14 protein-coding genes are annotated in these 19,622 nt (G+C 44.7%); all 14 read right to left on the reverse strand.

Annotated elements, in window-relative coordinates; translation table 11 throughout:
- Positions 1 to 29 precede the first annotated feature (29 nt).
- The 14 genes from NG22_RS08900 to NG22_RS08965 all read right to left on the reverse strand — a co-directional run bounded on the left by NG22_RS08900 (position 30) and on the right by NG22_RS08965 (position 19,622).
- On the reverse strand, positions 30 to 422 hold the full coding sequence (locus NG22_RS08900) for a DUF1987 domain-containing protein (protein WP_053406911.1): 393 nt from the start codon (positions 420 to 422) through the stop codon (positions 30 to 32).
- 7 nt (positions 423 to 429) lie between these two features.
- Positions 430 to 969: a DUF6272 family protein gene (locus NG22_RS08905; protein ID WP_053405428.1), complete on the reverse strand. Its 540-nt coding sequence runs from the start codon at positions 967 to 969 to the stop codon at positions 430 to 432.
- A 4-nt stretch (positions 970 to 973) separates the two neighbouring features.
- Positions 974 to 3,424, reverse strand: a complete 2,451-nt coding sequence (locus NG22_RS08910; protein WP_157600955.1) for a SpoIIE family protein phosphatase — start codon at positions 3,422 to 3,424, stop codon at positions 974 to 976.
- Between the two features lie 86 nt (positions 3,425 to 3,510).
- Entirely contained in the window at positions 3,511 to 5,706 is a 2,196-nt protein-coding gene (locus NG22_RS08915; protein WP_053405430.1) for a TonB-dependent receptor, read from the reverse strand.
- Positions 5,707 to 5,729: 23 nt separating this feature from the next.
- A complete protein-coding gene (locus NG22_RS08920; protein ID WP_157600957.1) occupies positions 5,730 to 9,704 on the reverse strand; it encodes a fibronectin type III domain-containing protein in 3,975 nt (1,324 codons plus the stop codon).
- Entirely contained in the window at positions 9,662 to 11,788 is a 2,127-nt protein-coding gene (locus tag NG22_RS08925; RefSeq protein ID WP_053405432.1) for a fibronectin type III domain-containing protein, read from the reverse strand. Before NG22_RS08925 ends, NG22_RS08920 begins: the two co-directional genes overlap by 43 nt.
- A gap of 17 nt (positions 11,789 to 11,805) precedes the next feature.
- Positions 11,806 to 12,924: a fibronectin type III domain-containing protein gene (locus tag NG22_RS08930; protein ID WP_053405433.1), complete on the reverse strand. Its 1,119-nt coding sequence runs from the start codon at positions 12,922 to 12,924 to the stop codon at positions 11,806 to 11,808.
- 38 nt (positions 12,925 to 12,962) lie between these two features.
- Complete coding sequence (locus NG22_RS08935; RefSeq protein WP_157600959.1) at positions 12,963 to 13,436, reverse strand: fibronectin type III domain-containing protein; 474 nt, start codon at positions 13,434 to 13,436, stop codon at positions 12,963 to 12,965.
- Positions 13,437 to 13,971: 535 nt separating this feature from the next.
- A complete protein-coding gene (gene cysM / locus NG22_RS08940) occupies positions 13,972 to 14,853 on the reverse strand; it encodes a cysteine synthase CysM (RefSeq protein ID WP_053405435.1) in 882 nt (293 codons plus the stop codon).
- 265 nt (positions 14,854 to 15,118) lie between these two features.
- Positions 15,119 to 16,042, reverse strand: a complete 924-nt coding sequence (locus NG22_RS08945) for an isoaspartyl peptidase/L-asparaginase family protein (RefSeq protein ID WP_053405436.1) — start codon at positions 16,040 to 16,042, stop codon at positions 15,119 to 15,121.
- 8 nt (positions 16,043 to 16,050) lie between these two features.
- Positions 16,051 to 16,887 (reverse strand): cyanophycinase, encoded by an 837-nt coding sequence (locus tag NG22_RS08950; RefSeq protein ID WP_053405437.1) that lies wholly within the window; start codon positions 16,885 to 16,887, stop codon positions 16,051 to 16,053.
- Between the two features lie 55 nt (positions 16,888 to 16,942).
- Positions 16,943 to 18,136, reverse strand: coding sequence for a PKD domain-containing protein (locus NG22_RS08955; RefSeq protein ID WP_172674356.1), 1,194 nt, complete (start codon positions 18,134 to 18,136; stop codon positions 16,943 to 16,945).
- A 104-nt stretch (positions 18,137 to 18,240) separates the two neighbouring features.
- Complete coding sequence (locus NG22_RS08960; protein ID WP_172674357.1) at positions 18,241 to 18,891, reverse strand: RagB/SusD family nutrient uptake outer membrane protein; 651 nt, start codon at positions 18,889 to 18,891, stop codon at positions 18,241 to 18,243.
- On the reverse strand, positions 18,864 to 19,622 hold the full coding sequence (locus NG22_RS08965) for a RagB/SusD family nutrient uptake outer membrane protein (RefSeq protein WP_053405440.1): 759 nt from the start codon (positions 19,620 to 19,622) through the stop codon (positions 18,864 to 18,866). Before NG22_RS08965 ends, NG22_RS08960 begins: the two co-directional genes overlap by 28 nt.

Consider the following 19,622-nt stretch of genomic DNA (forward strand, 5'->3'; position numbering starts at 1 on the left):
GGAAAACTATATCCATGCGAGTTTTTAGATTATAGCTCGTATTCTACCAGGTTCATTTCCAACTCACTCTCCTCAATAAAATCCTCTGCTTCCATCAGCATCTCCTCATCATCCGGGTCAGGATAGAACCAGTTGACCGTGATATTATTATTTGAATCTTCCAGTGCTTTGAGATTAATAAATAAATCCAGTAACGCACGGGAAGAGGCCGTATTAAAATACGTCAGTTTAATATCTAAATTGAATTCCTCTCCACCCTCTTCAAAGAATACGGAAACCCACTTAAAAATATCTTCATAAAACTGGTAGGGCTCTTCCAGATAAGACTCCCCTTCAATAGTACCTTTACGCTCCTCAGCACTTAATTTAATATTCGGGATAAAGAACTTTTCCCGACTTCCTTCAACAATAAAATCTTGCATGGTTATTTTATTTTTCAAGTTTCACAAAAATAGATAATAAGGATCTTCTGTCGTCAATATCCTCGACGTCAAAGGTGATCGGACCTTGCGCTTTTATGGCAACTTGTATGATCCCAATATTGCCAGAATTTGGGCGATTTTCATCTGCATGTAATAAATATGCCCTTTTCATCTTGCGCAAACCTTCCTTGCCCAATTGATTGATCAACTCCCCCTTTTGCTCTACCTTGGAAAGATCTGCTTTGTTAACTTCATTGCAGGCCCAAATCTCCAAATGAGTCTCGGTTTCCTCCAATTTAAACAATCCTACTCCTGCCTCGGATTCCCGGTCACGAACAGCTGAATAATTTGAAATGTTTTGTACTAATTCCATATAGATGGAAAAAGCCCGCTTCCATAGGCTGGAATTATCCCCGAACTTCACCCTGAGATAGTTGCCTACCAAGCCAATGTTCCCCGAATTAAAGGGGCCGTAAACCTCTAATTTGGCAGGATATGACTGCCAAAATATGGTTCTTCGCTTTTGTTTGATTTGGTCGTAACGCATGGTATTATAGTTTTAATGCCAAAACAGTGATATCATCTCGCTGATCGGCATCCTTTTGATGCAATGTGAGTGCTTCCGAAAGTCGCTCTTGCTGAGTGGCTAAAGGGAGCTCCTGTATCTCTTCTAATAATGCTTTGAATCTTCTTCTATTAAATTTCCTACGCTCCGGATTGGCCTGATCGATATAACCATCAGTAGGCAGGTAAACAATATCACCCTTATCCAGAACCACTTCTTTTTGTCCAAATTCCACTACTTTATGTGCGTAAATCCCACCGATGGATTTTCGTTCTCCCAGTACTTCATGAATTTCTCCCTGATGACGGAAATACACCACCTGCTTGGCCGCAACAAATGTAAGTTTTATCTTATTTTCACCTATTTCCTCGAATGAACAGACCGTCAGATCCATCCCATCTTTATTCCGACTCTCCTGTTGGTTGAAGCGTTCCACTATATTGGCATGTAAGCTTTCCACCATTTCATTAGGCTGCAGAGCATGCTCTTTTTCGATGATTTCATTCAGTCCGTTCATGCCGACCATAGACAAAAAAGCGCCGGGAACACCATGGCCTGTACAATCCACCACCGCCACCAATTTGCGGTGGCCCTGATTTTTTGCCCAATAAAAATCCCCGGAAACGATGTCTCGCGGTTTATACATCAGGAACATTTCCTCAAACATTTCACCGATCAGCTTTTCATTGGGTAAAAAGGCCTGCTGCATGGTTTGCGCATACTGAATGGATTGCGTCACTTGCAGATTTTTCTCTTCCAGATCCTCCTTGGCCGCCGTAATTTCCTGATTGGCTTTCTCGATTTTCTGCTGCTGCACCTGCAAAATCTTGTTGTCCTTCCGCTTTCGGTTCACCGAAAAGATTAAGCCCATAATACCCATCAGGAAAAAGAATATCACCACTATAAACAGGTTGCGTTGACTTTGGGTAGCGTCCAACTCGGCCTGCTTTGCGCGTTCCTGTGACTCTAACAAGCGAATTTGCTCCTGTCGCTTTTCTTTTTCGATCTGCTGATTTCGCAATTCAATCTCCTGCAATTCCTTTTCCCGGGTCACCTTGTCCAGTTCACTGGCCTGCTTGATGGCTTCCAGCTCACGTTCCACTATATTCCGTGCCTGCTGGGCACGCAGGCGTTCCAGCTCCTGGTTCTTTAATTCCACATCGCGGATTTCGGCCTCTTGCCGCAGAATACTTAATTCTTTCTCCTTCATGGCCAGCATGGTATTCCTTCGTCTGTCATCCTCCATCCTGCGATATCGTTGCGCGATTTTCTTCTTAATCTGATCCTCGTTTCGGGTCAAGACGTCCAAATCAAAAGCCGTCTCCTTATTATAGCGCTGGATCGCTTCGATTTCTTCATACTTTGATTTGGCATCTTTGGAAGAATTGTATTTGCCATCGCGCTGATGAATCATTTCCAAAATGCGATAGCTCGTTCTTTGCAGATCCTTGAAATCCTCCCTTATTCCAATCTGTAAGGCCGCTGAAGCTTCCCGTAAGGCATCTACCGAATATCCGGAAACATAATAATTGGCGGCCAAATGATTCAATGCATTGGCCTGCTCATATTCATTGTTTGTCCGCTCCGTTATTCGAAAAGCCTCTGTATAGTGCTCTCTGGCTTTATTGTAGGACTTCAAATTGGAATAGGCCACCCCCACATTAAGGTGGAAGCGGATTTCTTCTACCGGCGTTAATTCTTCCTGTCTGGCATTTAATAAGTCGGTCACTTCCGCAAAATAAGAGGCAGATTGCCGCATATTCCCCAACCGCTTTTCGATCACTCCCAGGTTATTTAAAATGGTGGCTTGCAGCTCTACTTCCCCTTTGGCTGCATAATCTTTTAAAAGCGATAAATAAGCTTTTAGGGCCTGATCATTGCGTTCCAGCTCAAAATCAATATTGGCAATTCTTAATCGGGTGGCCAATATTTTATCCTCTAGCTGCTTCCCCTGATAATAGACTAACAATTGACGATAAACCTCCTGAGATTTTCTGGGATCCTCCCGGCGGCACAACAATGCCAAATATTCTTTTGAAAAAGCTAAGCGTTCCTGATTTCCTACTTCTTCATATTTTTTCACTGCCATTTCCAGGTCAGCAATGGCCAGCGGAACCACTCCCCTATGGTCATAATATTTCGCCTTTAATAAATAAACCTGCGCCTCTTTCTCCGGGTCAGCGATAACTTCAGCCGCCCGCAGTGCCGCCATATAATTTTCTAATACCAAATCCAGATGGTTTTCCCGGGAATGAATATCTGCGATAAACAAATAAATCTCATATTCCTGGGTTTCCAGGAACTCTTTTTGCGCAAGCTCCAGGGCCTGCTCTCCTAAAGCGTAAGCCAGAATAAAATCCTCATTATTGGCATATATTCTCCCCTCGGCCAGCATGACCTCTATATTGCGAGCGGTCATCAACTGAGTGGAATCCATCTCGGCTTTCTGCGCAACAGCATGGCCCCTCCACAGCAGTCCAAGGGTTAGTAAAAAAATCCTATATGTAATTATTAATCTCAAAATTATAACTTCAAATTAAGCCCGATCATAAATTGCGCCCTTGTGGGGTCTCCCATGGGGTAAAAAGCATCCTGAGTAGGTAGTAAATTTCTAACATTCACAAATACAGAGGAAAATTTATAGAATTGGTAAGTCAAGCCGAGTTGCCATTGATAATTAAAAGGGATTTCAAAGACATTGGCACCTGCCATCGCAGCGTCCTCGCTGGCGATCAAAGTATACTGATAAGCGGTATTATAAGTAAAAGTTGTATTTACCAAAACTCTATTATATAAAAACCTAAAGTAAGAGTTAAATCCCCCGACGTAAGTTGGCATACTCAGCACCTTTTCCCCAGAAGCCACTCCTTTTTGGTAAGCACTCCATACATTTAGATGAAAGCGGTTATTGGGCATAAACTCCAAGGAAGCGGTAAGGGCATTGGTGGTCTCGGTGCCGGATACATTTTCATATTTGATAATATAATCCGTACCCGCGGGGGATGAGGTCACACTTAAGTCGGTTTGATCCGAAACCTTTGTCATGGCGCCATGCCATCGATTATCGGAAGCGGAAAAGCCATAGGCCAATGAAAGATAAAACATCTCATGGAAAGCATTGCGGTAGCCGATTTTTACATTTCTCAACATTTGCGGCGCTAGCTCCTGATTCATTCCATAATGAACCAGATTCAAATCTCCCGTACCATGGGCATCGGGATCATAAACCGGATTTAAAAAAATGGAATGGAAATCTGTCAGGCCGTAGGGTGCCAATCGGTAACTGTTGGAAAGATTGGCCCATACATTACTATTTTTATCAATATCAAATTTTGTCTGCAGTTCAATTGCGGGCAAAAAATGGGCACTTCCATTTTGGGAATAATCCAGCCGCATTCCATAATTAAAAGACCAGCGATTCAGCTTAAAATTATTCTTGGCATACAGCCCGTACATTTGCCTTAAGTAATAAGGATAAATGGTCTGACTTTTATATTCCTGCAAAAGGGCATTATGGGGTAAGGTCAAATATTTTGAAAATTCTTCTTCTGTAGAAGATTTTATCCCTTCCCGCTGGAAGTGTAAACCTATGATTCCTTCCCCTCTAAAAAATTTCGTCAGGTATTCTAACCGTCCATTTAAATAATCAACATCCTGCTGACCACCAATCATTCCACCGGTCTGGCTATCTCCTGATTGATAGGAAAGCTGGTATCGAAACTTATCCCAAAGGCCATTCAAATTTAAATAATGGGTTTTGGAGTCCGTATAACTTAAGGCTAAGTTGGAGGGAGACTGGTATAAATCCTGAAACTGTGATCTCACATAGGAATAATCCAGCGCAATTTCGCGATTTTCAGAAATCACCAAATTAGTGCCCAAATCAAAAACATGTCGATTTTTCGCAATGAAAGGATAGGGGTTGGTATAATAGGCATTAGGCTCATAGAACAACAATTCCTGATTAGACCGGAAGCCCCCCTGAGATTTCACATAACTCTCCTCCACGACACGCTCTATATAGGTATGGTTATATCCACTTTTAAAATATAGGCGATCGTTGATTCCCCATTCTGCATTCAGCCGGGTATCTACCGTATTAGGCGCTCCTGCCTGCACAGCTCCATTAAAGTGAAGCTTATTGGTTCCCGGCTTTTTGGTGATAATTTGAATAATCCCCTTCATAGCGCCGTCACCATAGGTAACTGCGGAGGCATTCAGCACCACCTCAATGCGCTGGACCTGATTCAAATTCACCGGGATTTCCTCCCATCGTGGCCGGTTATATACCCGATCCATCATGGGCATTCCATCTCTTAACAAAAGATATCCCTGACCACCAATATCCCCCATACTTTGAGCAGCATTTTGCCCCTGCTGCCCCACCATCATTACATCGTAAGTACCATTTAATTTGGGACGAACAATCAGTCCCGGAATCATTTTCAAACCTTCTTCCAGGGTCAGCATTCCGTGATCTACCAGCTTAGCTGCAGACACCACATAGGCTTCCACAGGCACATCACTGGTCTCCTCCATTTTTCCGGTAGCAGAACTAATCAATGCCCTGGCGGAAACATCCACAGGCATGGTGAGGATATCACGTTCCACCTCGAAACGCAAAATATCATTCACCGCCTGCTGTGACCAAGCCGATTGGTGCGTCAGCCATAAGCAAGCCAACAAAGTGATAAAATATGGTTGATTATATAATTTCATTAATGGTTTAGTCTTTAAAAAACTCAGGTCGTCAAGGTGGTATAATTCAGCTCAGGCGATAAAAGACTTTCCTGGGCAATCACCACCGAAACCCTAAATTTATAGCTTGTACCCCCATTCAAAGGTGAAAAAGTATAATTATTCGCGGAAACCTCAACCGATTCCAAAAGTACGCCACTGTCACTATACCTTCTTAAGATATATTTGACGGCTCCGGGAACGGCATCCCAGGAAAGCGTAAGCTCCCTTAGTCCTCCATTATCGATATCGGTCACTACACTTAAATTGGTGGGTGCTGCCAACTGGCTGGTTGGTAAGCTTTCCACATTTGAAAAAACGGAGAGCACCCCTCCTCCCCGGCTGGAGAGGACGCGAACAAAGTAGGTCGTGTAATCCTCCAGTCCGCTTATGGTGAAGCTGGTTCCGGAAGTTACTGTGCTTCCCTTTCCTGTGGCAAAAGCATTATCTTTCGCCCACTCCACATAATATTCGGTCGCCTCCGTAATGGCACTCCAGGATACATCCAGGCTATTGGTAGTGGCATTGTTCAGCGCTATGGTTGGCGCTGTCAAAGTCAAGGTCGAGAAGGAATTGTTGGCAGATAGGCTTTCTTCTGCATTATAGCGCGCCACCACCCTTAGCCAATAAGTCGTACTCGCATTAAGACCTGAAATGTTAGCCGTTAAAACATCTCCAAGGGGCAGGCTGGCATAGGAGGAAAAGGAAGCATCCCCATCCGTCCATTGTAACTCATAGGCATTGGCCTCCGTGGCGGCAGTCCAGGAAACGGTCGCCTGGTCGAAATCTACTCCAGTAATGGTCGGTGTGCCTGGCGTCCCCAAAGTCTTGGTCGTTATTTCTACCGTGGTGGAAAAGTCCGAAACAATCCCGGCGGCCTTCGCTCTAATTTTTGCAAAATACTTTGTGGACTGTGCCAGCCCCGATACTAATTGCGTCGTTTGTCCGGCACTTAAGTCAAATTTTAGGGTATTGGTAAAAGCACTACTTTCAGATATCCATAATTCATAACCCTCATCGGCCTCGGCCATATTGAACCAGCTAGCGGTAAATTGGTCCACGGTTTCCGCTCCCAGGCTTAGTCCATTTGGGGCGGCCAATTGCTGGGTAGTTCCCGAAACTGCCGGAGGGTAGACCGATGACTGACCATTGATCACGGAAGCCACCGAAAAGTAATAAGTCATATTCTGATCCAGATTATCAATCGTCCATTCGGTCGCGGTGCCGGGCAGATTCAAAACCACTCCATCGGAAAGGTCCGCCATTTGCCCATATTTTAACAAAAAGCCGGTTTCCTTTCCATTATTTCCGGCATCTTTGGTCCAGTTGACTTTTAAGGAAGCATAGGTACTTTGGAATGCGCTGGCCAATGTGGGGGCCAAAACGGTAGCGGTATTAACACTCACTGCCGGACTTTGAGCCGCAGACTGGTATCCGTTGTGAATTCCCTTCACCGTATAATGATAGGTAGAAGACTGCTCCAGGCCGGACAAAACATAGGAGGTAACATTTCCTACATTCAGCTCCTGCGCACTTTCTCCATCTTTATTATAGACCAATACATAACCTTCCGTTGGGCTATAATCAACCGCTTGCCAGTTCGCTGTAAAGCCATCTGTTTCCACATCTGAAGCGGCAGCCAATGTTGGCATCGCAAGCGCTAGGGTGCTTGCAGACAAGACATTCGAATAAGCGGTAGAATAATCATTCACCCAGGCCTTCATTCTTACATAGTATTGAGTATCGGGCATTAAACCCGTCATCACTTCTGTAGCAGTCGCCCCATCCGCGATGATGATTTGTCCTGCAGCAGCAAAGGAATTATCCGTGGCATATTCCAGCGTATAGGAGGTTGCTTTGTCCACTACATTCCAATCCGCAGTTATCGTGTGGTGGGTAAAATCTTTTAAGTTGGTCAATACCGGAGTGGCCAAATCATCCGTCCCTCCACTAATTGCTGAGGTATAATCTGAGCGAACATTATTATAAGCACTTCTGATTTTGAAATGGTAAGTAGTGCCGGGCAACAGGTCAATAAAAGTATAACTGTTACCACTAAGACCAGCAATTACCTTTTGATCGGTAAAACTAGTATTGGTCGCATAGGCAATCTCGTAATTTTGCGCATCCGTTGCCGCAGTCCAGCTCAGGTTAATATTGTTAAAATCAACACTGCTTACCGCAAAATTAGTCGGTGGTAGCAGGTCCAACGTTTGCATTGAACTAACCGCACTTTCCACTTTATAGGTACCGGCGTAAAGCCCTACTACCATAAGGCCATAAACGGTATTTTTTTCTAAATCGGAAAAAGTCCAGCTGGTCAAATTGCCAGCATTGATCACCTCTGACTTACCTCCGGAAATAATAAGTTCATAAGAATCAAAATCCGTCCCGGACCAGTCTACAGTAAAAGCATCCTGACTAATGGAATGCACGGCAGTAATAACCGGAGCCACTAAGGGATTGGTATTAAGGGTAACGACATTGGAGTAATCACTAAAATGATCTGTAATCCACGCCCGCATTCTCAAATGATAGGTAGTGGCGGGCATTAAGCCACTTAATATCGCCATAGTGGCGGCCCCATCATTTACCTCAAGCTGATAAGTTACTGAAAAGCTCGCATCCTCTGCATACTCAATGGTATAACGGCTGGCGTTGTCCACCAAATCCCAATTTACCTGGGCACTATTAAAACTGATATTGCTGGCAGCCTTCAGCACCGGCCTTTCCAATTCCAAAGTAGTCCCTAAAATTGCCGGACTGGAATAGGCTGATTGCTGGGTATTGTAAACGCTACGGATTCTAAAATAATAGCCGGTACCTGGTAATAAATTATTCATTTCATAGGTAGTTCCACTCAGCACTTCTGTTTTGGGAGAAGCAGTAAAATTCGCATCCGTATCATATTGAATTTCATAGGACTGCGCATCAGTAGCGGCTGACCAACTGAGCTGAATGGTATTAAAACTCACGGCATCCACCTGGAAGTTGGCTGGCGCTAAAAGATCCAGGGTGCGCACAGGCTCGGCAATAGAGGACACCTTATAATCTCCCCCAAAAACGCCGGTCACCATTACTTCATAATCCGTATTTTTGGTCAGATTTGTCACTTCATAAGTGAAAACATTTCCTACGCGCTCCGTCTTATTCACTCCTCCGGAAATACTCACTTCAAATTCTTCAAAATTACTGGCGACCCAGCTTACCGTAAAGGCATCTTGGCGAATATTCGAAATCGTTAAACCGGCAGGAGCAGGAATGGCCGCCGTTTTGGTCACCATCGGATCAGAATAGGCACTGAAATGATCCGTAATCCAGGCTCGTATTCTCACATAATAATCCGAATCTGGTTTCAAATCCGTCAAAGCTACGGACAGCTGATTGCCATCAGTCACCTCCACCTCATTCACTATAGAAAAGTCTGACTGCAAACTATACTGAATGGTGTATTTAGTGGCATTCTCCACTTGCTTCCAATGCGTGGTGAAGCCATTATAAAAAATATCAGTCGAAGCCAATAACTCTGGCTTTTCCAATGCCAAAGTAGCGGCATCCGCCGTGGTATAGGTATCAGATTTTTCGGTATCGAATAAGCTGTATAGTCTAAAGTACCAGTGCATTCCTGCTTTTAAACCTGTCAGCCTGAAGCTGGTGGAAGAAATCGTGCTGGTGGTAGCATCTAAAAAGGAAGGATTGTCTGCCCAGACTAATTCATAGGCATTGGCGGTGCTTACCGCATCCCACTGCAAGTCCATGCTATTAAATGAAATATTACTAATGGTCAGGTTCGTTGGAGCAGTTAATTCCAGCGTGGTCACTTGTTCAGCATCTGACCATTCGGAAGAATGTGCATTATACCAACCTCTGACCCGGTAATAGTAGCTTTTATTTTTGTCCAAACCGGAAAAAGCATAATCCGTGGACATGCCCACTTTCATGGTCGGTTCTCCCCCAACAGTGGAACTTTCCCCAACCAAATTTCATATTCCGTTTCATAACCCATGCCGGAAGCTGCCCAATTCGCTCTGAATCCTGAGGCGGTAATATTATCTCCGGCGGCAATCACGGGCAATGCCAGTGCTGAGGTATTCAATTGTTCGATGCCGGAAAACTGGGAATAATAACCTCCCACCTTGGCTCTAAAGCGAACAAAATAGGGTTGATTAGGATCTAAATCCGTAATGGTATGCGCCAGACTTGAGGCGCTCAGTGTAACGCTTTTAGGGCTGGAGAAATTATTATCAGTGGCCCATTGCAATTCATATTCATTGGCCAAATTCACCGCTTCCCAAGAGGCATCGATCGCATTATATTGAGCATTTTCTAATTTTAAACCGGTAGGTTCCACCAAAATCAAGGTCGACAATTTGATTTCCGCACTGACCTCGGAAGTTTCGGCATTATGATTGGCCCGAATTCGAAAAAAACGGTCCGTTCCGGGACTCAAATCACTAATGAGATAACGGGTTTGTCCCGAAGGGATGGACACCGGGGTAGCCGAAGCATTATTAGCCGTACCGGAAATGTAGAGGGTGTAGGAGGTCACGGGCGTCACCGCATCCCACTCTACCTCCATGGAGTAAAAATCCACGGCTTTTTCTCTTAAGTTTTCAGGGGTGGGCAAATCAATCGTCGCCTGTTCTTTGACAACAGAATAGGCGGAACGATTTCCTTCAAAAATTCCCCGAACCCTGAAATAATAAGTAGTATTCTTTTTAAGGCTGTTGAAGGTATAGGTATTCCCGGATACATTCAGGACATTGACATCCGTGTTAAAATTTTCATCGGTGGAATATTCCAACTCATAAGCATTGGAATAAGGCACCATGGACCAGGAGAGGATGATTTCATCCGGTTTGGTAGAATTGCTGCCTGTGATTAGCGGAATTTCCAGCGTCTTGGTGAATCCTTCCCGCACCTCCGAAATTGGGGAGCTGTGCCCCTGATAATGCGCCTGAATCCAAAAATAATAAGCGGACTCCGGAGTTAAAGCGGTGATGGTTTGGTTATTCCCATAAACAGGAATGGCTACCGCAGCAGACAGGTCATTTGTCTGTGACCAATAGAGGGTATAATTTTCCGCCTCAAATTCACCGGCCGAAACGGTGGGCCAGTTTAAGGAAATTAAGGTGTAATCATTCCCCACCACAGCAGGAGGCATAGGTTGCCCGAAGAATAAGGTCTGGGCAGCAAAAGCGGTGGGTACGTCTGAGTACTCATTTCCAAATCTGGAGTACAGCCTAAAATGACGGTAGGTGCCCGGTTGTAAGCTTTGCAAAAGGTACGCATTGGCACTTAACTCCAACACCACGGGTTCATCAGAGTAGTCGGATTCCTCATAGATGGCCAATCGGTAGGCTGTTGCATCTGCTACTAATCCCCAATTCAATTGCATCGAATTGAAAGTCAAATCAACCGTAACCGTTGATGGATCCGGAGAATGTAAACCTAAAGTCTGAGCCTGCTTAGTTGAAGACCAGGCAGAGGCATACTCCTTAAAGAGGCCCTTCACCCGATAATAATAGGTCGTACTTTTACTTAAATTATCCAGCAATACTTCCGTGGCGCCACTAACCAGGACATTGACACTGTCTGACCAATCCGCCTGCGTCGCATATTGCACCATATAATCACCACTGGACCCCAGCCCCTGATAATCCACCGCGGACCAAGTCGCCCTGAAAGCATCAATGGTCTCTTCTGAAGAACTTAGATCAGCCGGAACTGCTAAGTCTACAGTCAAAAACTCCGCCGAAAGAGCAGTATAGTCAGAATAATACATCTGTCCCGCCTCATCATATACTGCCCGAACCGTGTACTTATAGGCGGTACTATTGGGGACTAAATCATTGGGAGTTGTGAAAAATGCCTCCGTAGAACCACCTGTCCGAAACTCTCCCTGATCAAACCTGCTGCTTTCTTCAAATAACACCTCAAAGCTTACCGGTGCCACATGATCAAATTGGTGATTCCATTTTAATCGCGCAGTATCATAGCCCACCTCATAAAGTAAGGAAGTGGGTGCATTCAGGGTCTCGGTAGAAAAAGGATTATCCAACACCTGGCTGGCTTGGGACTCTACCCTTCAAAAACACTTACGATCTTGATTTGATATTCCTGCCCCGGCTCTAATCCTTCCAGAAGGGTCGTATTTTGGCTGGCCAATACCTCTTTTGTTTTGGCTTCCGTTTCCGCTTCTCCCTCTTTAAAATAAAAGATTCTGTACTTATCAACTTCTGACTGCGCATCCCAAACTAATTTCAACTTGGTCAGAAAAACCTCACTCACCCTAAAGCCGGTAGGCGTCGGAACACTTTCGGTGATAGCCCCGGCTGGATCAGAAAAATCACTTTCATAACCATGATTAGGTTTATTATTCCGGGCTTTTACCCGAAAGGTAAATTCGGTATCTGCCGGTAAAGCGGTAAAGGTAAAGTTTGTTTCTACTATGTTCGTTGCCTGTTTAAAAACGGATCCGTCTTCAGATCTCAATTCCGCATCATAATGGGTGGCCGCCTCCACCGCATCCCAACTGATGGTGATGGTATTTTTGGTATGGCTATGCTGAAGATTAATAGGCGCCGGAAAAACCAGTGTTTGGGCCGCTACTACCTCAGAAAAATCAGAAATGGTATAATCATTTTCGACATAAACCCTGAAATAATAGACACGTGCTTCAGAAGCCTTCGAGGCCTGCAAACCATCTACCAGTACCTGCACCTTTGGTTGAGTCTCTTGCTGCGCATTTATTTTTATTTCTTTAAAATATTCCCCATCGGCCTGAGAAAAATCACCATTAGAGGAAATCTGCAGGAAATAAAAATAACCGGTATTGACCAAATCCCGATCCCATTGAATTTGCACAAAATCAAGCCCTTCCTCTAAGACCTGTAAAGCATTCGGTGGATAAATTTCATTTGTTTTGATCGCCTGATTGGCTGCCACCTGAAAATAATCCACAGATCGTACAGAATCCGAAGGGATCAATTGTTCATTTTTATACAAGCCATAAACCCTTACCCAATACTCCGTGTCGGGGTTTAATTCATTAATGGACTGCATTTGATTCTCTCCCAGCGGAATATCCTGATTTCTGGAAACAATGGGAGAACGATCTTTACGATAATTATCCTGATAGCCTGCTTCAGGTGCATGTTCGAATAGCTGAATAGCATAATGCGTAGCTCCTTTGGTCACTGGCCACGAAAACTTAATAGAATTGGTATTCTCCGCATTTAAGGGGTAATTCTGGATATTGCCCCATCCTCATGAACTTCATCTGAAATGCCGGCCAATCTTAAAGGCGCTATCTTGACATTGGCAATGTCCGACATCTGAGATTGACCAAGAGCAGCATTAGTAGACTGCAAAACTTCTACCGCCACTTTGAAATCTCTCCCGGGAACCAGACTTTGAAAATCATCAATTTGAACAGAAGTTATCCCTGCATCATTGATTGAAACCACTTCAGGGTCTGCCAACTCCCCCTGGTCATTATCATCAATTTCATAATAAACCTTATAGGCCCCCGCTCCTAAAATGGGATCCCAATTTACATGAAGAAAATAGGAACTATCAGATACTGCAGTGAATACCGGTTTGGGAAACAGAAATTCCGGCGTTTCCAAAACGCAACCAACAAGCACAGCCATCAAAATGGCAAATACAGATAGGTAATGACTTATCCTTCGGCCCTTAAATGCAGTCATGGATAAAGGTTGATATTGGGTTGATGTAAGGTTGAAATAGGTTTTAAAAATTAAAACCAATTCGAATAAAAAGAATAATTCAGATATTTTAAAATCAATCGCTTAAAAAATATAGAAATAATCTTAATCTTACTTGGATCAGGTACAAAATAGTGCAATTTGAGAATTTCTCAAGAATCCACAAGTCCCTTCTGAAACCCTGAAATAAAACCGCACAATGCACTAATCTTCAGTTTTTTAAATCTCCCCTTCAAATCCACACGCTTTATTTGGCTTCAAAATTTAAAAAAAACAAAACAATTTTTAATGAGAAAGTACAAGAGTGACTTATTTCCGTAAAATTAAAATAACATTAAATCCAGAGCCTGTCTCGCTGGGAACTACATTTAATCTGAGGTAAAAAATTCCGCAAAGCATTTAAAAAACTAATGCACTCCATTCTTCAAAAAACAAAAAAAGGCACCCCAATTGGGATACCTATTGTTCTTATTATTGTAGAGTTATATTAATTGAAATCTTTAAGCGGCATATTCTCCTAAGCGAAAAGAGTGGAAGACAAATAGCGATCACCTCTATCGCATATTATACATACCACTACCCCTTCCTCCAGAGTTTCCGCTAAACGAACCGCTGCGGCTACGGCTCCCCCACTGCTCATCCCACCAAATACGCCTTCTTCCTTGGCTAATCGGCGCGCCATAATGGTGGCATCCTCCTGCGATACTTCGATCGTCTGATCCACTCTCTCTGGTTCGAATATTTTGGGTAGATATTCTTTCGGCCAACGACGAATACCCGGAATTTTGGAACCTTCTGTTGGTTGCACCCCCACAATCTGCACCGCCTCGGACTGCTCCTTGAGGTAGCGGGAAGTCCCCATGATCGTGCCCGTTGTCCCCATGGCAGAGACGAAATGGGTGACCGTCCCCTCCGTATCGCGCCAGATCTCCGGGCCCGTGGTTTTATAATGCATGCCGTAATTATCAGGATTATCGAACTGATTGAGCATGAAATAACCTCCCTCTTTTACTTTCTCCAGGGCATAATCACGCGCACCCAGCATACCCGCTGAAGCGGACACGAGCGTCACCACTGCCCCATAGGCTTCCATGGTTTTGACGCGCTCCGCAGTGGCCGTCTCTGGCATGACCAGCTCAATTTCCACGTCCATCAATCGGGCGATCATGGCCAGGGCAATGCCTGTATTCCCGGAGGTCGCCTCAATTAATTTCATTCCCGGCTTCAAATCCCCACGATCTATAGCTCCTTTAATCATTCCATAAGCCGCCCGGTCTTTTACAGAGCCACCCGGATTATGTCCTTCTAATTTGCCATATATCTTAACGGTAGGCTTTGGACTCAAATGCGCCAATTCTACCAGTGGTGTATTTCCTATCAGTGACAGTAGGTCTTTCATATTATGATTCTTTCACAGATCCGTTTGATTGATTATCAAATTTATGACAATATTCGAAATAAATACAAATTCGATCACCAACCAATGATTAAAGCCAATAATCTACCGGTGAAGTCAAAATGATGACGAAGGAGCGCAAAAAAAATGGAGAACCGGTGGATAAATGCTTTACCCTCCGATCCTCCCGATCATCTGTTTGCTTAAATGTACTTTCAAATTCTTTTTCACCCGAAGCAGGATGACAAGACTGCATCGATATTTTATTCTATTCAAAAATGGCGGTTTGGATCTCCCCTCCAGACTTCACCCATGCACGGTACATGCCGGCGCTGTTGAAAACCAATGCAATATTGCCTTCTCCATCTAAACCTATGATGCCGCCTTCACCACCACGCTCAACCAATTTTTTCATGACCACCTCCTGCGCCGATTTCTCCAAAGACTTGGCGCCATAGTCCATACGCGCCGCAATGTCAAAAGCCACCACATTTCTCAAAAAATATTCCCCGTATCCTGTACAGGAGATGGCGCAAGTATCATTATCTGCATATGTTCCGGCGCCAATCACCGCACTATCCCCAAGACGGCTATATTGCTTATTGACCAAACCACCGGTAGAAGTGGCGGCCGCCAGGTTACCGTCCATATCTAAAGCTACTGCCCCAACGGTGCCAAATTTCCTTTCTCCATCATGATCCACCAACATCTCGCCTGTTTCGCGGGCGGCTTCCCACTGTTTTTGCCGACCAGCCGTCAGAAAATATTCATCTTCCACTAATTCCAAACCTTTCTCCGTAGCAAAGTCTTTAGCACCTTCCCCATGCAGCATGACAAATCGCCCATCCTTGAGCACCTCTTCCGCCAGGGCTACCGGATTTTTCACATTCCGTACTCCGGCCACCGCCCCGGCTTCACCGGTTTCTCCACACATGATGGAGGCTTCCAGCTCAAAGCTCCCTTCATGGTCCAAAACGGCGCCTTTGCCTGCGTTGAACAATGGGCAGTTTTCGAGGGAAATTACCGCCATCTTCACCGCCTCCACTGCATTTCCGCCATTTTTCAATATGGCTTCTCCTGCTGATACAGCAGCGCGTAGTCCTTCATCAATGGCCTGTTGTTTTTCAGGCGTGATTTCTTCCGGCAACAAAGTACCGGCTCCTCCATGTATCGCTAATGCAAATTGCTTCATACTCTTCCTCAGTTATGCACTTCTCTTAAATCAATTTCTTCTCCGGGCAGATATATCTTTAAACCCAGATTCTGGTGGCCCAGCTTTTTTTCATGCCTACTTTTTTTCCCGGATAAGGCCCTGATCCAAACAACCTGACTCTCGCCCACCACCAGTCCTTTTTCGCCTTTCACATAAAGGGCTGTAGACTCGTCAATCCCCACGCAAATTTTGGATGGGTATTCGATCGCCGTTGCAATCAAACGGTTATAGCGTGACCGCTTAATGAAATGCTGATCTACAAGGACATGCTGCAACAGGCCTAAACCTGGTTTATAAATCACATTCTCCTCCTCTATATGGCGATTGGTGTCTCGGTAATCCGGATAATGTCGTTCATCTCCCGAAATCATCTGCTCGCTCATCAAGGCGGCTCCAGCACTCGTTCCGGCAATCATCGCCCCATTTTGATAAGCTGTCTGAATGACCTGCTTCAGGGGTGATCCCTGAAAGGTGGACATGAAGCGATTTTGATCTCCCCCGGTCATATAGATCAGGGAGGCATTTTTCAAACTATCCGACCATTCCTCCTGATAAGCTCCTTGTAAAACACCTACATTACGAAATCCTAGCGCATCAAACTGCTTCAAAACATAATAAGCCGAAGAGTCTGGCTCACCACTGGACTGTGGCAAAATGAGGCCGTATCCTTTTTCCAGCTTGGCCTTATCCGTCATCTCCTTCATCAGGGACAATGGACGTTTACCTCCACCGATAATGAACAGGCTCCCTTTGGGATGCTGGGCAGTACAGGTCGTATTCAACACCAGCACCATCAGGCTGAGCAGTATTAAAAAATTTCTCATAGTGTAAAAAAACCTGCCGGACAAAGCCGACAGGCTGGTCAGTCTTTATCCGTTTTTAGTATAAACCCAGTCCCAAAGCATAAGGACGCAAAATACCATTCGGTGCATCAGCGGCCTCTAATAGCATCATCGGCTCTGATCCATCCAAATTAGCACACCATATTACACCATCGGAACCATCATCTTCAGTACCACGATCCGTCCAGTAAACTTTTTCAGTAATTGGGTCTGCAATCGTCCCCCAAACAAACTCTACAGGATACTCAACAAAAGTTTGCTTTGATCCTCCGGCAATATCATAGATTACGCCACCTTCCTCATATTCAAAATAATACAGCTTACCATCCAAGTATGAGATTGCCCCGGTATCAACACCGTCAATCACCAATTCCAATCCAGTTCCGTCTGTATGAACACGGTAAACTCCGCCATCAAAATCATATTTATCATTACAGAAGTAAATCCAATCATTTTCAGCATCATAGCTTAAACTCAAAGGCGAGGAATCTCCACCTACAACCTCCACTAACTGTTGTGGATTACTCCCATCTAAATTACTAGTGTAAATACCTCCATAGGCTCCCCAGAAAATTTTTGATCCGATTACGGTAATTCCCGCAGGATAATCGACGAATGGGGCATCAGCCTCGTCAGCAATATTGAACAACACCTCTTTATCACCGTTCACCAAAGCATCATATTTAAAAATGATACCATCTTCATGCCCCACCACAAATACTGTCTCATTTTCCAAATCCGCTGAAATACCATAAGGCTTAAAGTGATCTCCTCCGAAAGATTGCACTACGGGTGTTTCTGCATCCTCATCCAATACCACCATATGAATCATACCCGTTGCTCTGTCGGTATAGTAAAGCGTTGGCAGACGACCACCTAGTGGATCTTTAATGATGATCTGCTCCGTTTTGGTATCCTCACGACCATCTTCAGAAATCGCGGTAAGACTTACCGTATACGTACCGAAATCCTCGTACAAGAAGGTAGGATTTTCCTCAGAGGAAGTCCCATCTTCCACACCGAAATCCCATTGGTAAGTAGTAGCCGCCAAAGACTCATTTGTAAAAGTCACTGTTGCTGGCGCGAAGCCCTCATTGTCTACCGTATAGGAAAAATTTGCTACGACAGAAGCCAATGGCGGTGCGGGCTCATCGCCTCCACAAGATGCCAAGATCATCCCGATCAAGGCAAAGAAGCCAATATTTTTCAACTGGCGAAAAAGGTTAATCATTTTCATGTAATTTGATTAAAGGTTAAGGTTATAAGTTTTTGGATTTCCCAGAAGGTAGCGCTCTTAGCCACCTCTGGAAAAATCACTGTAATTCAATGGGGTAATTAGTAACCAGGATTTTGATCTACTTCAGAGATCAGTTCATTGGTTTGAATTTCAGCTAGTGGAATCGGGAAATAACGTTCGTTTGGTAGCATGCCGGAGATCAAATCAAAGCTCTCCGTCCGACAAATATCCACCCAACGGTGTCCCTCAAAGCACAACTCTTTCCTTTTCAGTTCCAGTATGGTCCTCACCGGACGACTGCCCAAATTGCGTACCTCCATACCTGAGCGCTCTTCTACTATATTCAATAAGGCTAGGATTTGGCTTTCTGCCGACATCCCATCTAGTGCCCATAAGGCTTCTGCCATGATGTAATACATTTCGGAAAGACGGAATACAACCACAGGATCAGCCCCACCGGAAACATCCGAATATTTGGCCACCCCTGAGGTGACTTGCTGACCATCCAAAGTTGGAATATCTCTGAAGATGAAATCCTTACGGGCATCACCAGAGGAATAGGCATTGAACAAAGACTTGGTGTAAGCCACTTCTCCTCTTCCCCCTACGCTTGTTGGAGATAAATAATAACCCATACGGTTACGATCCTGAATGCTATAGTTCAATGCGAATAGAATCTCATCGTTTTCCGGGCTTTCAAATACGGTGCTGTACGCTCCCATCAAATCAAAGCCTGCTGAAGCTTCCAAAGTGGCGGCTTTATCAAAAGCGCGCTGATACATTGCCCCGCGGATTGCCCATTTTGCGCTAAAAAAGTGGCATAATACAGAGAGGCACGCGCATCCAGCGCCATGATGCCGGACAAGTTCATGAACGATCGTCCCTCTACCGTGGCACTAAATTCTGCCACCATTTCCAGATCGGCCAAGATATTTTCATATACTTCGGCTTCCGAAGTACGGGCAATGTCCAGTCCCTCCAAGCCCTGTACGGGCTGATCACGATAAGGAATGGCACCGAAAAGTTGCACCAAATTCAAATGCGCCAAAGCACGCAAGCCATAGGCTTGTAATAAAAATTGTTCTCTTTGTTCTTCCGTCAAATTACCCAGGCTGTTGGCTTTTGCAATCACCGCATTCGCCTGATTAATCGCCGTATAACTTTGGGCCCAAATCCCTTCGGTTACCGCATTATCCGCCAAAATATTGCGGTTACTGATTTGCTGATAATCCAGAGAAGTACCGGTTCTTTCCGCATCACCGGAGGACAAGGCCCCGACAATGTATAAATCCCGACCATACAAACTGTTGGACTGAAAGGCGTCATACACCCCTAACATTGCAGATTGCAAACCTGCGGCATCCGTTATGGCCTGATCGGCCGTTACCGCATCCACGGGCTGTACATCCAGCAATCCATCACAGGCCGAAAGACCAGCGCTAAAGAATAGAAAAAGATAGATTATTTTAAAGGATTTCAT

It is taken from the genome of Persicobacter sp. CCB-QB2 (assembly GCF_001274635.1).
Lineage (GTDB): Bacteria > Bacteroidota > Bacteroidia > Cytophagales > Cyclobacteriaceae > Persicobacter > Persicobacter diffluens.

Coding starts and splice junctions, on each gene's coding strand:
- NG22_RS08900 (WP_053406911.1), bottom strand. CDS start 422: ATGCAAGATTTTATTGTTGAAGGAAGTCGGGAAAAGTTCTTTATCCCG.
- NG22_RS08905 (WP_053405428.1), bottom strand. CDS start 969: ATGCGTTACGACCAAATCAAACAAAAGCGAAGAACCATATTTTGGCAG.
- NG22_RS08910 (WP_157600955.1), bottom strand. CDS start 3,424: ATGGATTCCACTCAGTTGATGACCGCTCGCAATATAGAGGTCATGCTG.
- NG22_RS08915 (WP_053405430.1), bottom strand. CDS start 5,706: ATGAAATTATATAATCAACCATATTTTATCACTTTGTTGGCTTGCTTA.
- NG22_RS08935 (WP_157600959.1), bottom strand. CDS start 13,436: ATGACTGCATTTAAGGGCCGAAGGATAAGTCATTACCTATCTGTATTT.
- cysM (WP_053405435.1), bottom strand. CDS start 14,853: ATGAAAGACCTACTGTCACTGATAGGAAATACACCACTGGTAGAATTG.
- NG22_RS08945 (WP_053405436.1), bottom strand. CDS start 16,042: ATGAAGCAATTTGCATTAGCGATACATGGAGGAGCCGGTACTTTGTTG.
- NG22_RS08950 (WP_053405437.1), bottom strand. CDS start 16,887: ATGAGAAATTTTTTAATACTGCTCAGCCTGATGGTGCTGGTGTTGAAT.
- NG22_RS08955 (WP_172674356.1), bottom strand. CDS start 18,136: ATGATTAACCTTTTTCGCCAGTTGAAAAATATTGGCTTCTTTGCCTTG.
- NG22_RS08965 (WP_053405440.1), bottom strand. CDS start 19,622: ATGAAATCCTTTAAAATAATCTATCTTTTTCTATTCTTTAGCGCTGGT.